This window comes from Noviherbaspirillum sp., from assembly GCF_035254865.1.
In the GTDB taxonomy this organism is placed as follows: domain Bacteria; phylum Pseudomonadota; class Gammaproteobacteria; order Burkholderiales; family Burkholderiaceae_D; genus Noviherbaspirillum.
Map to the genome: position 1 here is coordinate 68,680 of NZ_DATFAF010000004.1, position 14,305 is coordinate 82,984.

General features: G+C 62.2%; 9 protein-coding genes. 6 read left to right on the forward strand and 3 right to left on the reverse strand.

All coding sequences use genetic code 11. The annotated features are described in order from the left end of the window. Nucleotides 1-78 precede the first annotated feature (78 nt). Entirely contained in the window at nt 79-2,250 is a 2,172-nt protein-coding gene (gene cphA, locus VJ651_RS01115; RefSeq protein WP_324105658.1) for a cyanophycin synthetase, read from the reverse strand. Nucleotides 2,251-2,511: 261 nt separating this feature from the next. Here cphA and VJ651_RS01120 point away from each other — a divergent pair, with 261 nt between their 5' ends. The 3 genes from VJ651_RS01120 (at nt 2,512) to VJ651_RS01130 (ending at nt 7,051) form a co-directional block, all read left to right on the forward strand. Next, entirely contained in the window at nt 2,512-4,791 is a 2,280-nt protein-coding gene (locus tag VJ651_RS01120) for an ABC transporter ATP-binding protein (RefSeq protein ID WP_324105659.1), read from the forward strand. Next, entirely contained in the window at nt 4,788-5,249 is a 462-nt protein-coding gene (locus VJ651_RS01125; protein WP_324105660.1) for a DUF1854 domain-containing protein, read from the forward strand. The genes VJ651_RS01120 and VJ651_RS01125 overlap by 4 nt, the downstream gene beginning before the upstream one ends. Before the next feature lie 347 nt (nt 5,250-5,596). Beyond that, on the forward strand, nt 5,597-7,051 hold the full coding sequence (locus tag VJ651_RS01130) for an alpha/beta hydrolase (protein WP_324105661.1): 1,455 nt from the start codon (nt 5,597-5,599) through the stop codon (nt 7,049-7,051). Nucleotides 7,052-7,109: 58 nt separating this feature from the next. Here VJ651_RS01130 and VJ651_RS01135 read toward each other — a convergent pair whose 3' ends face one another. Next, on the reverse strand, nt 7,110-7,565 hold the full coding sequence (locus VJ651_RS01135; RefSeq protein ID WP_324105662.1) for a universal stress protein: 456 nt from the start codon (nt 7,563-7,565) through the stop codon (nt 7,110-7,112). A 285-nt stretch (nt 7,566-7,850) separates the two neighbouring features. Here VJ651_RS01135 and VJ651_RS01140 point away from each other — a divergent pair, with 285 nt between their 5' ends. The 3 genes from VJ651_RS01140 to VJ651_RS01150 all read left to right on the forward strand — a co-directional run bounded on the left by VJ651_RS01140 (nt 7,851) and on the right by VJ651_RS01150 (nt 11,880). Next, nucleotides 7,851-10,703 carry a sensor domain-containing protein gene (locus VJ651_RS01140; RefSeq protein ID WP_324105663.1) on the forward strand — a complete coding sequence of 951 codons (2,853 nt, stop codon included), beginning with the start codon at nt 7,851-7,853 and terminating at the stop codon, nt 10,701-10,703. A gap of 146 nt (nt 10,704-10,849) precedes the next feature. Next, complete coding sequence (locus VJ651_RS01145) at nt 10,850-11,254, forward strand: ANTAR domain-containing response regulator (RefSeq protein ID WP_324105664.1); 405 nt, start codon at nt 10,850-10,852, stop codon at nt 11,252-11,254. Nucleotides 11,255-11,487: 233 nt separating this feature from the next. After that, nucleotides 11,488-11,880 (forward strand): DUF4148 domain-containing protein, encoded by a 393-nt coding sequence (locus VJ651_RS01150; protein WP_324105665.1) that lies wholly within the window; start codon nt 11,488-11,490, stop codon nt 11,878-11,880. Nucleotides 11,881-12,040: 160 nt separating this feature from the next. On the opposite strand, the gene VJ651_RS01155 is transcribed toward VJ651_RS01150, so the two are convergent. Continuing rightward, nucleotides 12,041-14,254 carry a sensor domain-containing protein gene (locus VJ651_RS01155; protein ID WP_324105666.1) on the reverse strand — a complete coding sequence of 738 codons (2,214 nt, stop codon included), beginning with the start codon at nt 14,252-14,254 and terminating at the stop codon, nt 12,041-12,043. Between the last annotated feature and the right edge of the window lie 51 nt (nt 14,255-14,305).

A 14,305-nucleotide genomic window follows, 5' to 3' on the forward strand; every position in this document is an offset into this window, starting at 1 on the left:
CGTGGTCAATGACGAACCGTATTCTTTCAAGCGTGCCGATATGTGTCGAATGTGTCGATATGTGCCGATACGTGCAGCCTATGCCGCGCTGTCGTAATCGAAGGTTTCTATCACCGCGCGCAACACGTCGGTGCCGACGTCGAGCGCCCAGCCGGCACCCGCGGCAGCGAGAATGTTTTCAATCAGGCCGGCACGCCTGTCGAGGCCCGCAATCGGCAAGCGGTCGAGGGCGATGAGCGGCGTTTCCTGCGCACCGCTGGCCAGCGTCACCTGGCCGTCGCGCACGAATACCGCACGTCCGCCGTCCGCGCGATGCTGCGCGAGCGGCGCCGCATCCGGCGATACGCTGAAAAAGATCACGCTGCCGTCGCACAAGCGCGCCATGTCGGCCACGCGCGCATCGGCGGCGTTCAGTACCGCGACGCCCTCCGGCAGGACGATGTCGACCTGGGTGCGTGCGACGTTGGCCATCTGGTCCGCGTCCTCGATGCACAGATCGGGCAGGCTGGCGTCCGGATCGATATTGGTCACCACACCGACCTGGCAGCGGTCGTAGGCGAGTCCCTCAGCCAGGATGGCGCGGAAGCCGTTTTCAAACACCGCCGCTTCGACCGCGCGGTTCATCAGGACGCGGTGCGCGGCTTGCCAGTTGGCGCAATCGCTCTTGCTCATCTGGCGCTCGCCCACGATCAGGCCGTCGCTGCAGGCCAGACCGACATGCGTGCCGCGCAGCTTGAGCATGCGCGCCACCAGTCGCGCGACCGCGGTCTTGCCGTGGCTGCCGCTGACGCCGACGATGGGAATGCGGCCATTGTCGTGTTGCGGGAACAAGTGGTCGACAATGGCGCGTCCGACCGGGCGCGGCTGGCCGCTGGCCGGTTTCAGATGCATCAGCAGCCCTGGGCCGGCATTGACTTCGACGATGGCGCCGCCCTGCTCTTCCAGCGGACGGGAAATGTCTTCCGTCACCAGATCGACGCCGGCGATATCCAGTCCGACGATGCGCGCAGCCAGCGAGGCGGCCGCCGCAGTGCTCGGATGCACGTCGTCGGTGCAGTCGAAGGCAACATTGCCGTGGCGCTGGATCAGCACTTGCTGTCCAGCCGGCGGCACCGAATCCGGACCGAACCCCTGGCGCTCCAGCACCAGCAGCACGGTCGGATCTTCTTCGTAAGTGATCAGGTTGAGCGGAAATTCCTCATGCTCGCCGCGTCGCGGATCGGTATTGAGCTGCGAGTTGATCAGGTCGGTGACGTTGGACGCGCCGTCGCCGGTCACGTACGCGCTCTCGCCCTTGGCGGCGGCGATCAGCTTGCCGCCGACGATCAGCAGGCGGTGCTCGTTGCCGCGCACGAAGCGTTCGACGATCACGTCGCTGCCTTCTTCGTCGGCCAGGCGGTAGGCGGCTTCGATTTCCTCGCGCGTCTTCAGGTCGGTCGAGACGCCGCGGCCATGGTTGGCGTCGGACGGCTTGACCACCACCGGAAGGCCGATGTCCTGCGCGGCGTCCCAGGCATCCTCCATACCGTTGACGATGCGTCCTTCCGGCACCGGCACGCCGCACGAACTCAGCAGGCTCTTGGTCAGGTCCTTTTCGCTGGAGATGCCTTCGGCAATGGCGCTGGTCTGGTCGGTTTCCGCGGTCCAGATGCGGCGCGAACGCGCGCCGTAGCCGAACTGCACGAGGTTGCCGTCGTTCAGGCGGATATGCGGAATGGAGCGGTCGGTGGCGGCATCGACGATGTTGGCGGTGCTCGGTCCGAGCGCGACAGCTTCGGCGAGGTCGCGCAGGTTTTCCACGGTGGCGGCAATGTCGAATGCGCGATCCTCGATGGCCGCCATCACGATGTCGCGCGCCGCAGTCAGCGCGACGCGGCTGACCTGTTCATAGCGCGCGCGTACGGTCACCTTGTACACGCCGCGTTTCGAGGTCGAACGCGCCTTGCCGAAACCGGTCTGCACGCCGGCCAGGTTTTGCAGTTCGATCATCACGTGTTCCATGATGTGCGCCGGCCAGGTGCCTTCGCGCAGGCGCTGCAGGAAGCCGCCCCGCTCGCCGACGCCGCAGCGGTGTTCGATCAGGCCTGGCAACCATGCGGTCAGGCGCTCATAGAAACCGGGTATGGTATTGGAGGGCGAATCTTCCAGATCACCGATGTCGACCCATGCCTCGATGACCGGACGATAAGTCCAGATATTCGGTCCGCGCAGAGACATCACATTGATGATCTCAATGGTTTTGTTGTTCATTTAATACTGAAGCTGAAGGATAAAGGCCTTTGTGGGCAATGGCGGTCTCTTATTGGCCTGTGCTTGGTTTAACGCTTCTCACCCGCGCTAGTTTACTGGACGCAGCAGAAATTATCGCAGAGTGATGTAAATACCCGCGAACAACATTATCGCCTCTCGGTATACTTAGCGCCACCCTGACGCGCATTCCAGTGAAGGCGCACCCGAATTCATTTATATTTTGCAAACAAAGCGTCGTTTGTTTGCCTTTTCAGAGCATCAATGAACACAGAATCCCCCATCGCTTTGTCAGCCAGGCATGCCGTGCCCGCACACTGGCAAAGCGCGCTGCAAACATGCCTGCGCGCCGGCGAAACGGCCGTCGCCAGCGTCGAGCTCGATCTCGATGACAGCCTGCATTTCGCACCGGGCATCGTGGTCGTGACCGATCAGCGTCTGCTGGCGAAGACAGCGGGCAATGTCGAATGGAAAACGTGGTCTTATCGACAACATCTTGCATTGGCGCATCATGACCATGCGGGCGTCGGCACGCTCGAACTGCACGACGAGACCCGGCGCCTGGCATGCTGGCGCTACACCCTCGGCCACAATCCCGAAGCCCTGCGCGTAATCGACCACTTCGAGCAGCAACGCGATGCGGCGCTGACCGGAACGCCGGTGCAGGAACCGGAACAGGCCATCTGCCCGAGTTGCAAGGCGCCCTTGCCGGCCGATCAAGACGAATGCCCGATCTGCACGCGCGAAATTCACACGCCGCCGTCGACCTGGACGCTGTTCCGCCTGTGGCGCTTCGCCCGGCCGTACCGGGGCCAGTTGCTGGCCGGCTTCCTGCTGACACTCGCATCGACCGCCGCAACGCTGGTAGCGCCCTACCTGTCCATGCCGCTGATGGACAAGGTGCTGATTCCTTACCAGAACGGCCAGCAGATCGATGTCATGCTGGTCGCGAGCTACCTGGCCGGCATGGCCGGCGCCGCCCTGTTCGCGTGGGGACTCGGCTGGGCGCGCACCTATATCCTGGCGCTGGTGTCGGAACGCATCGGCGCGGACCTGCGCACCGCCACCTATGAGCATCTGCTGCGGTTGTCGCTGGAATATTTCGGCGGCCGGCGCACCGGCGATCTGATGGCGCGCATCGGCTCGGAATCCGACCGCATCTGCGTATTCCTCTCGCTGCATCTGCTGGATTTCGCGACCGACGTGCTGATGATCGGCATGACCGCAGTGATCCTGGTCTCGATCAATCCCTGGCTGGCGCTGGTGACCTTGCTGCCGCTGCCTTTCATCGCGTGGATGATCCACGTGGTGCGCGACAAGCTGCGGCACGGCTTCGAGAAGATCGACCGGGTGTGGGGCGAAGTGACCAATGTGCTGGCCGATACCATTCCGGGCATCCGCGTGGTGAAGGCGTTCGCGCAGGAAAAGCGCGAGGCGGCGCGTTTTCGCGAAGCCAACAGGCACAACCTGCTGATCAATGACCGCGTCAACAAGGTGTGGTCGCTGTTCTCGCCGACCGTGACTTTCCTCACCGAGATCGGCCTGCTGATCGTATGGGCGGTCGGCATCTGGCAGGTGTCGAAAGGCGACATCACGGTCGGCGTGCTGACCGCTTTCCTCGCCTATATCGGACGCTTCTACACGCGGCTGGATTCGATGAGCCGCATCGTCTCCGTGACCCAGAAGGCGGCGGCCGGCGCCAAGCGCATCTTCGACATCCTCGACCATGTATCCTCCGTACCGGAATCGCAAAACCCGGTGCACCTGTCGCGCATCGAAGGACGCATCGACATCCGCAACATCGGTTTCCGCTATGGCAATCGCGCGGTCCTGCGCGGTGTCGATCTGTCCATCAAGCCGGGCGAGATGATCGGTCTGGTCGGCCACAGCGGTTCCGGCAAGAGCACGCTGGTCAACCTGATCTGCCGCTTCTACGACGTGTCGGACGGCGCCATCCTGGTGGACGGCGTGGATATCCGTTCGCTGCCGATCGCGGAATATCGGCGCCATATCGGCCTGGTGCTGCAGGAGCCTTTCCTGTTCTTCGGCACCATCGCCGACAACATCGCCTACGGCAAGCCGGGCGCCACGCGCGCGGAAATCATTGCCGCCGCGCGCGCAGCCAACGCGCATGAATTCATCTTGCGCCTGCCGCATGGCTACGACTCGATGGTGGGCGAGCGCGGCCAGACCCTGTCCGGCGGCGAGCGCCAGCGCATCTCGATTGCGCGCGCACTGTTGATCGATCCGCAACTGCTGATCCTCGATGAAGCCACCTCCTCGGTCGACACCTCGACTGAAAAGGAAATCCAGAAAGCGCTCGACAACCTGGTGCGCGGCCGCACCACGATTGCCATTGCACACCGCCTGTCCACGCTGCGCCAGGCCGACCGACTGGTGGTGCTGGACAAGGGCCAGATCGTCGAAGTCGGCAAGCACGAGGAATTGCTGGCACGCGAAGGCGCGTATTACCGCCTCTACCAGGCGCAGCAGCGTCAGGCGGAGAATGAAGCGCTTGCCGATCTTCAGGATGACATCGCATGAACAAGTTTGAATTGAGCCGCAATGCCTTCGGCAAGCTGGTCCTTGCATCGGAAGAAGGCGTGTTCGAAGGCGTGGTGCCGGTGCGCGCCTTCCCGATTGCCGCGCCCGAATCCGGCATCGCGCTGGTCGATGTGGACGGGCATGAACTCGCCTGGATCGACAGTCTGGACGAGTTGCCGGCGGAGGCGCGCGCGCTGCTGCAAGAGGAATTGAAGAACCGCGAATTCCTGCCGGAGATCCGGCAGATCCGGCATGTCTCGACCTTTGCCGTGCCCAGCACCTGGGAAGTCGAGACCGACCGCGGCCTTGCCAGCTTCGTCCTGAAAGGCGAAGAGGACATCCGCCGCGTCGCCAATGAGACCCTGCTGATCGCAGACAGCCATGGCGTGCAATTCCTGATCCGCGACGTGCAGGCGCTCGACAAGGCCAGCCGCAAATTGCTCGACCGCTTCCTGTAACGCCCGCTGATTGCATCCGCCGGCGGCGGATGCAGCCCTTCCTTTTTACCTGATTATTCTGCAATGCAGAATAACTCCCTCCCAATTCATTGTCTTTTCAATAACCAACATTGTGTTTGCGCAATGCAATCGCATTTCTGCCACCCGGCAACTGCGCTACATGCGACAGTTGGTTTACATGCAAGTTGCCAGTCTATACACTAAACGAAAAACAAAACGATATTCTGCCCTGCAGAACAATGAAAGCGCCAGATGAAAGACTCGCTGCTCCGCCACGGGCCGGTGGCGCAGCTTCGGGCGCATGAAGTCGGCTAGGCCCGGACAACTCAACAACGAGGAGACAATAAGTGAACAACACGACTCTACGAGCCGTCGCGCTGGCATTGGGAAGCGCCTTCTGGCTGGCCGGATGCGGCGGCGGCAACGATACCGAAGAAGCCCGCGCGCAGGATACCCGCAGTTTCACCGCACCGAATTTCGTCACCGCACCGGACTATGAAACCGACACCAGCGGTGGCGCCAGCTTCAAGGCCCTGGCTGGCACCACGGTGCAGACCGACCGCTGGACCGGCGTGCTGAACGGCGCCGGCTATCGCATCGAAGTACCGCGCAACTGGAACGGCAGGCTGGTCATGTATGCGCACGGCTATGTCGGCACGGTGCCGCAATTGGCCATCACCACGCCCTCGATCCGTCGCTACCTGATCGAAAACGGTTACGCCTGGGCGGCCTCCAGTTACAGCAAGAATTACTACGATGTACGCGCCGGGGTGGAAGACACCAATGCGCTGGCGCTCAATTTCGCCAGCATCGCCTCCTCCAAGGGCCGCACCCTGAGCATGCCGAGCAAGACCTACATCATCGGCCATTCGATGGGCGGCCATATCACGGGCGCGGCGATCGAGGATGAAACCTTCAACACCGCGAAGAACAAGATGCGCTACGACGGCGCAGTGCCGATGTGCGGCGTGATGGGCGACACCGAACTGTTCGACTATTTCGCCGGCTACCAGCTGGCCGCGCAGACATTGGCCGGCCAGCCGAACTATCCAACGGCACAGTTCGCCGACATCGCCGCCAGCGTGCGCAGCGCGTTGTTCACCACCTTCAGCACGGCGCCGACCGCGCAGGGCGCCAAGCTGGCCGCGATCGTCAAGAACCTGACCGGCGGCGAACGCCCGGTCTTCGCGCAAGGCTTCGGCAATACCGCCCTGCAGAGCGTGGTCTGGGGCACCTTCGGCAGCGACGGTACGGTGAACGGCATCCTCACCAAGTCGACGCTCGACACCAACCGCTTCACCTACCAGCTCGACAGCGATCCGGCGGTATCGGCGGAAGAAGCCGCGCTGAATGCCTCGATTCCCAAGCTCACCGGCGCCGCCGACGCCAATCGCCTGCGCAGCGACGGCCTGCGCTGGATTCCCAAGGTCAACGGCCAGTTCCATATTCCGGTGGTGTCGCTGCACACGCTGGGTGACATGTATGTGCCGTTCAGCATGGAGCAAATCTATCGCCGCCGGGCCGAGGCGGCGGGCAATGGCGGGTGGCTGGTTCAGCGTGCGATTCGCGCGCCGAGCCATTGCGACTTCACCGTGCAGGAACAGGTGGACGCCTTCACCGCCATGGTGGCGTGGGCGGAATCCGGCGTGAAGCCGGCAGGGGATGATGTATTGACGGCGGCAACCGTTGCCAGCCCGACCTACGGATGCACCTTCACCAAAAACACGGGCGGGACGGATGACAATCCGACGACGATCAACACGCGCAATGTCATCGCGCCGCAGTTGACGCCTTGTCCGTAATCACCCGGGCGCGGCATGCGTAGAGCGTGCCGCGCTCATGTCGGGCAAAGCGGCGGGTTCAGGATGACATCTTGGGATCCGCCGCCACCAGCACGCTGCAGCGGATCTTGTCCACCAACACCGCGTCCATCGATCCGCGCCACCAGCGCATGGCGAAGGTTTTCTGACGAGAATGCCCGACGATCACCAGCTCGATGCCATGCTTGTTCACGAGGTCGGCGATGACGTTCACCGGCTCGCCGACTTCCAGATGCGTCGCCACATTGAGCCCCGCGTCGGTCAACAGCTTGCGTCCGGCCTGCAGCACTTGTTCCATCGCATCCCTCTCGGCCTGCTCTTCATCCAGCGTGGGAACCGCCGCGACGAATTCCCCCGCCAGCACGATGGGAGAAGGCGCCACCACGGCGAGCAGATGCACTTGCGCGCTGGGTCCGGGCGCAAGAAGTATGCATTCCTGCAGCGCGAGACGGCTTTCCGGGGTGCCGTTGTAGGCGACCAGTATTTTGCGGTACATGCTTGCCTCCTGTTGCTCGATGGGGAACCGGTGTGTCCGGTCAATAACATGATACTGCAGCGCGCTCGTCCGGCAATTCGTTTTTGTCGGGACGTTGATACAACGCGTACGGCTTTCGGGGCGAGCTGAAATCGGCCGTCACGCCATCGCCGGGCGCCGGTTTCTGATTCCAGGTCAAGATTTTTCGACGTCGCTACTGTTGGTTGCGAAAAAGAAATAACCTCGTCGATATAATGATTTTTTCATTTCCGTCCCTGGCCGCTTCGACCGGCCAGACCACACGCGATGGATGCCAGCAACGCGAGAAGTTTCAACCTTCGCCACTACTACTCCGTCATCAGCTTCGGCTTTATCGTCGTCATCGCCATTGCGCTCGGCGTGATCAGCCACCATTTCGCGGTCGCCGAACTGCTCTCGCTCAGCGAGCAAAAGAACGTCGCGATGGCGACCACCTTCAGGAATTCGCTGTGGCCCGACGTTGCCGAAATGGTCCGCCGCTCGCATTCCATGCCGGCCGGCGATCTGAAAACGGCCATCGATATTCCGCTGCTGCGCCAACGCGCCGTGTCGCTCATGAACGGCACCAATGTGGCGAAGATCAAGATCTACAACCTGGATGGACTGACGATCTTTTCGACCAAGGATGAACAGATCGGCGAGATGAGGCGGAACAACCCGGGTTTCGCGACCGCCGCCGCCGGCCGGGTCATCAGCGAGCTGACACATCGCGACAGTGTCGATGCCTTCGAAGGCGTCATCGAAAATCGCGACCTGGCATCGAGCTACTTGCCGGTCCTGGACGACAGGCAGCGCATCGTCGCGGTCTTCGAGCTCTCCTCCGACGTCACGCCCTTCGTGCTGCAGATGCAGAAAGCGCTGGTGATGGTCGTAGCCTCGGTGGTCGGGCTGCTGGCCCTGCTGTATGCGGCGTTGCACTTTGTCGTAGCACGCGCGCATCGGATCATCCAGACGCAACGCAGCAAGCTTGAAAAGAGCAATGAGCAGCTTGACGCCCGGGTGCGCGATCGCACCGCCGCTCTGCTGGAGGCAAACCGCGTGCTGAGCGAAAAAATCATCGAGCGCCGCCGTGCCGAAGAGGAAACCAAGCGCCTGCTGATCGAGAAGGACGCAATCCTGAACACGATTTCGGAAGGCGTCGCCTTCCTCAAGCAGGGCACGGTGCTGACCTGCAACCGCCGCATGGAGGAATTGTTCGGCTTCGCGCCCGGCGAATTTCTCGGCAAGCGCAGCGACCGCCTGTACACCGACCGCAATGCCTACCGCGCGCTGGCGCGCGACGCCTATGCCGCCCTGCGCAAGGGGCTGTCGTTCCATCGCGAAACGCAGCTGGTGCGCAAGGACGGCAGCATTTTCTGGGGCGCGCTGACCGGTCATGCGCTGACCTCGGAGCGCTTCAAGGGCGGCAGCGTCTGGGTGTTTGCCGACATCAGCGAACGGAAGAAGGCCGAAGAACGGATGCGGCTGGCGACCAAGGTGTTCGAGAATACGCAGGAAGGCGTCATCATCACCAACTGCGACACGCAGGTCCTGGCCGTCAACAAGGCGTTCACCGAGGTCACCGGCTATCTCGAAGAGGAGGTGCTCGGCAAGACGCCGCGCATCCTGCACTCGGGTCGCCAGGACAAGGCGTTCTACGACGAGATGTGGTCCGCTCTCGATCAGTCGGGCCAGTGGAAAGGCGAAATCTGGAACCGCAGGAAGAGCGGAGAGATCTACCCCGAATGGCTGTCGATCAGCACCGTGCGCAACGACCGCGGCGATGTGTCGCACTACGTCGGCGTGTTCTCCGACATCACGGAGATCAAGCGTTCGCAGGATAAGGTAAGTTTCCTCGCCTACCATGATCCGCTGACGCAATTGCCGAACCGCCTGCTGTTCAATGATCGGCTGGCGCAGAACATCCAGCGCGCCACGCGCGAGAAAACGATCTTCGCGGTTTATTTCATCGACCTCGACAACTTCAAGAACGTCAACGATTCGCTCGGCCATCATGTGGGCGACCGCCTGCTGCGCGAAGTGGCGCAGCAATTGCAGTCGCAGTTGCGCAAGGCGGATACCATCGGCCGGCTGGGCGGCGATGAATTCATCGTGCTCGTCAATGAGCTGGACGGCCCGCGCGGCGCGGCCCTGGTGGCGGAGAAACTGGCGGCGGTCTTTCAGCAGCCATTCTCCCTGGAAGGCCATGAGCTGTATGTGACCGCGAGCATCGGTATCTGCCTCTATCCAACCGACGGCGGCGACACTAATACGCTGATCAGAAACGCCGACGCGGCCATGTACCGCGCCAAGGGATACGGCAAGAACCAGTTCCATTTCTACGAACAGGAAATGACGGCTTACGCGCTGGAGCGGCTGGAACTGGAATCGGCCTTGCGCAAGGCCATCATCAATGATGAATTCCTGCTGTGCTACCAGGCGCAGATCGATCTGCAAACACATCAGGTGGTGGGCGCCGAGGCGCTGGTGCGCTGGAATCATCCGCAACTCGGCGTGCTGGAGCCGGGCAAGTTCATCCCGCTGGCGGAAGACAGCGGTCTGATCACGCATCTGGGCGAATGGGTGCTGCGCGCCGCATGCCGCCAGATGCGCGACTGGAGAAGCGCCGGATTCGACTTGCCGAAGATCGCGGTCAACCTGTCGGTCAGACAGCTGGAACGCAAGGGTTTCGCCAGGCTGGTTGCGAGCATCCTGCACGAACACGAGCTGCCGGCTTCCGCGCTGGAACTGGAGATCACCGAATCAGTGCTGATGCAGACCGAAGAGGCATTCGAAGTGATCGAAGAGCTCGATAAGCTCGGCATTCAATTGTCGGTCGACGATTTCGGCACCGGTTATTCATCGCTCAGTTATCTGAAGCGCCTGCCGGTGCGCAAGCTGAAAATCGACCGTTCCTTCATCACCGATGTGACCGAGGATGGCAACAACGAGGCGATCGTGCGGGCCATGATCGCGATGGCCAAGACTCTGGGCTTGAACGCCGTGGCCGAAGGCGTCGAGACCAAGGCGCAGGTGGATTTCCTGCGCAATGCCGGCTGCGATCATGCGCAGGGCTATCTGTTCGGCCGCCCGGTGACGAGCGATGCGTTCGCCTCTGTCTGGGGCGAAACGACGGTGTGACGGATTGCGGCCAGGGCGGAAGCGTGACACTATTGCGCCGTGGACACGGAAAATTCGATGACCGTGCACATGACAAAAATACAAACACGGAGACGCCGGAATGCGCCCGCGCACCCGGCCCGCGACAAGCCTGAGGACCGCCCCACATGCTCAAAGTGGTCGTTATCGACGCCAATGCCATCTCGCGCAATCTGCTGACTTCCGTGCTGGTCGACGGCGGTTTCGATGTGGTGGGCGATGCGAGTTCCACCTCGGCGGGACTGGCCGCGATGATCAAGCTGAAACCGCAAATGATCTGCGTGGACATCGGTGCCGTCGACGCGGAAGGATTGGAGCGGCTGGACACGCTGCGCGCCGGCCTGCCCAAGGCACTGGTGTTCATGGTGTCGGGGAATTTCGATCCCGTCGCCGTGCAGATCGCGCTGGAACGCGGCGTGCACGGCTTCATCGTCAAGCCCTTCAAATCGGCCACCGTTCTCAACACGATCCGCAAGACCGTCATCAAGGTCGCACACCAGCATCGCGCCGGCGCTGAGCAGGCCGCGGAGTAAACGCTTACCGTCATAAAAGTTTCCTCTGACTCCCCACCCCCTTGATTATTTCTGAATCAGAAATAAATCATTGTATTCTTTGCTGTTTTTCAAACAGTCCGGTATCGCTACACTGCAGTCATCGATGAGCACACAACACAACGCAGTGCGACTCACGACGGCAGGACCCGACGGCTGCACATACGCCTGAACCGCCGAGCCCGGAGTCATCAATTAATCTGTGGAGAATGAAAATGAATGCGAAAAACCTGATTGCCGCTGTCGCCGTTTTGACCGCCGCCGGATCGGCCCTGGCCGACCAAACCTACCCCTACGTCGATTTCTCCAACCACGCGTCGACCAAGACCCGCGCCGAAGTGATCGCCGAAATGCAGGCTGCGACTCCGGCAGAACTGCAGGCAAAGAATACCGAATACGTCGAATTCAAGACCGCGGCAGTGCCCGGCAAGACTCGCGCCGAAGTACGCGCCGAACTGGAACAAGCGTATGCATCCGGCCAGGTAGCCACCGGCAACAATGAATACGTCGAGTTCACGCATGTTGCATCCACCCGCAGCCGCGAAGAAGTGCGCAATGAAGCCATGCAGGCAGCGCGCAATGCCCAGGGCAACCATTCCGGAAGCTGATCGAATGAAGATGCAGGCGAGACCTTCGCCTGCATTGGGAAGCCGCCCGTGATGGCGCCGTCTTCCGTGTAAAGCGTCTCCTCCACTCCCTCCAAGAGTTGGATTTACGCCCGCGAATCTCCTGATTCGCGGGCTTTTTTATTGCTCGTTCAGCGCAAATTCAGGAAACGCTCAGGCCCCTGCCGGCGAACTGGCGAGCCAGGTCAGCGGCGGCCATCGGCCTTCCGAGCAGGAAGCCCTGCTCCATGTCGCAGCCCGCGGCCCGCAGAAAATCGGCCTGTTCGCTGTTTTCCACACCCTCCGCCACCACCTTCAGTCGCATCTTGTGCGCGATCGCAATGATCGCTTCGGTAATCGCGACGTCGTCGGCGTCATGCGGGATGCCCTTCACGAAACCGCGATCGATTTTCAAACTGTCGAGCGGGTATTGCTTGAGGCTGGCCAGCGACGAGTAGCCGGTGCCGAAATCATCGATGGAGATCGCCACGCCCATGTCGCGAATTTGGTCGAGCAGCAGCACCGCTTCGGGTGGATTGTTCATGATGGTGCTTTCGGTGATCTCCAGCTCCAGCATGGCCGGCGGCAGGCCGCTGCGATCGAGTGCGCTGCGGATGGTGTCGAGCAGGTCGCCGGCGGAGAACTGCTTGGCCGACAGATTGACCGCGATATGACCGATGCGCCAGCCGGCGTCCAGCCATTCCTTGGCCTGGCGGCAGGCTTCCTGCAAGACCCAGGCGCCGATCGGCACGATCAGGCCGTTTTGCTCGGCCAGCGAAATGAAGGTGCCCGGCAGCACCAGCCCCAGTTCCGGATGGCGCCAGCGGATCAGGGCTTCGACGCCGGCGACCCGACCGCTGAGGGCGTCGAACTGCGGCTGGTAGTGCAGCACGAATTCGCCGCGCTCCAGCGCATGGCGCAGGCTGTTTTCGAGCAGCAGCTGCTCGAAGGCGCGCGTGTTCATGTCGCTGGTAAAGAACTGGTAGGTGTTGCGGCCGCGCTGCTTGGCGCGGTACATGGCGACATCGGCATTCTTCAGCAGCGTGGCCGCGTCATGGCCGTCCGCCGGGAAGCAGGCGATACCGATGCTGGCGGTGACGAACATTTCCTGGCCGTCGATCGTGAATGGCTGCGCCATGGCGGCGATCACGCGTTCCGCCAATTCAGCGGCTGCCGTGGAGGACGGCGGGTCGTCCATTAGCACCGTGAATTCATCGCCGCCCAGGCGCGCCGCGATGTCACCTTCCTTGAGCTGACGGCGCAAGCGGTCGGCGGCGGCGACCAGCAACTGGTCGCCCGCCAGGTGGCCCAGCGTATCGTTGACGGTCTTGAAGCGGTCGAGGTCGATAAACAGCAGGGAAATCTGGCGGTCGGCGATGCGTGCGCCTTCGATCTGCTGCGCGAATTTCGCCATCATGCCGGTCCTGTTGAGCATGCCGGTCAGGCTGTCGTGGCTGGCGAGGAATTGCAGGCGCGTTTCGACTTCCTTACGGCTGGTATTGTCCGTGAACACGCCGACGTAGTTGGTGATCTTCTTTTCCACGTCGCGCACGGTCGAGATCGACAGCCAGGCCGGGTACCAGTCGCCACTCTTTCGACGGTCGAGCATTTCGCCCTGCCAATGGCCGTCGCGTGCCAGATGCGACAGCATGTCGTGGTTCACCTCGGCGCCGTGTCCGGTCATCATGCGCGAAAACTTGCCGGTCGCCTCGGGCGCGCTGTAGCCGGTGATGCGGGTGAAGGCCGGGTTGACCGCCTCGATGCGGCATTCGGCGTCGGTGATGACGATGCCTTCGCTGGCCGAATCGAACACGCGGTTGGCGAGACGCGACTGCTGCTCAAAGGCGACCTGCTGGCTGACATCGAGCGCAACGCCCATGATGGCCGGGCGGCCCTCGTATTCGCACACGCTGCCATGCACGTCGGCCCAGCCGATGCTGCCGTCGCGGCGCACCGCGCGGTAGGTGTAGCGCAGATTGGTCACTTCGCCGGACAGACGGCGGCGGTGATTTTCCTGCAGGGTGGGCAGGTCGTCCGGATGGGTGAGCGCGGCGACCGGCGTGCCGACCAGTTGTTCCGGCGAGTCATAACCGAGGAATTCCGCGCACTTGCTGTTGGCGTAAGCGATTTTGCCGTCCTGCACCACGTACAGGCCGACCAGCGATTGCTCGACGAAGTTGCGGAACTTGCGTTCCGATTCGCGCAAGCTGTGGTCGGTTTCCGGCAGCGGCCCGGCAACCACAAAATAGATCAGTGCGCACAGCCCCGCCGCAAGCGCGGCGACCAGCCAATGCGGCAGCGAGGCCGCCATCAATGTCCCGGCCGCTGCCGCAAGACCGACGGCCAGTCCGACGCGTTGCCGCGGCATTTTCTTCATTCGCTTGTTCAGTTCGGATGGCCATTCCATCGGCTCAATCATCCATCGGTG

Excerpts from the sequence above, each read along its gene's own strand:
- cphA (WP_324105658.1), bottom strand. The coding sequence starts at position 2,250 with ATGAACAACAAAACCATTGAGATCATCAATGTGATGTCTCTGCGCGGA.
- VJ651_RS01120 (WP_324105659.1), top strand. The coding sequence starts at position 2,512 with ATGAACACAGAATCCCCCATCGCTTTGTCAGCCAGGCATGCCGTGCCC.
- VJ651_RS01125 (WP_324105660.1), top strand. The coding sequence starts at position 4,788 with ATGAACAAGTTTGAATTGAGCCGCAATGCCTTCGGCAAGCTGGTCCTT.
- VJ651_RS01135 (WP_324105662.1), bottom strand. The coding sequence starts at position 7,565 with ATGTACCGCAAAATACTGGTCGCCTACAACGGCACCCCGGAAAGCCGT.
- VJ651_RS01140 (WP_324105663.1), top strand. The coding sequence starts at position 7,851 with ATGGATGCCAGCAACGCGAGAAGTTTCAACCTTCGCCACTACTACTCC.
- VJ651_RS01145 (WP_324105664.1), top strand. The coding sequence starts at position 10,850 with ATGCTCAAAGTGGTCGTTATCGACGCCAATGCCATCTCGCGCAATCTG.
- VJ651_RS01150 (WP_324105665.1), top strand. The coding sequence starts at position 11,488 with ATGAATGCGAAAAACCTGATTGCCGCTGTCGCCGTTTTGACCGCCGCC.
- VJ651_RS01155 (WP_324105666.1), bottom strand. The coding sequence starts at position 14,254 with ATGAAGAAAATGCCGCGGCAACGCGTCGGACTGGCCGTCGGTCTTGCG.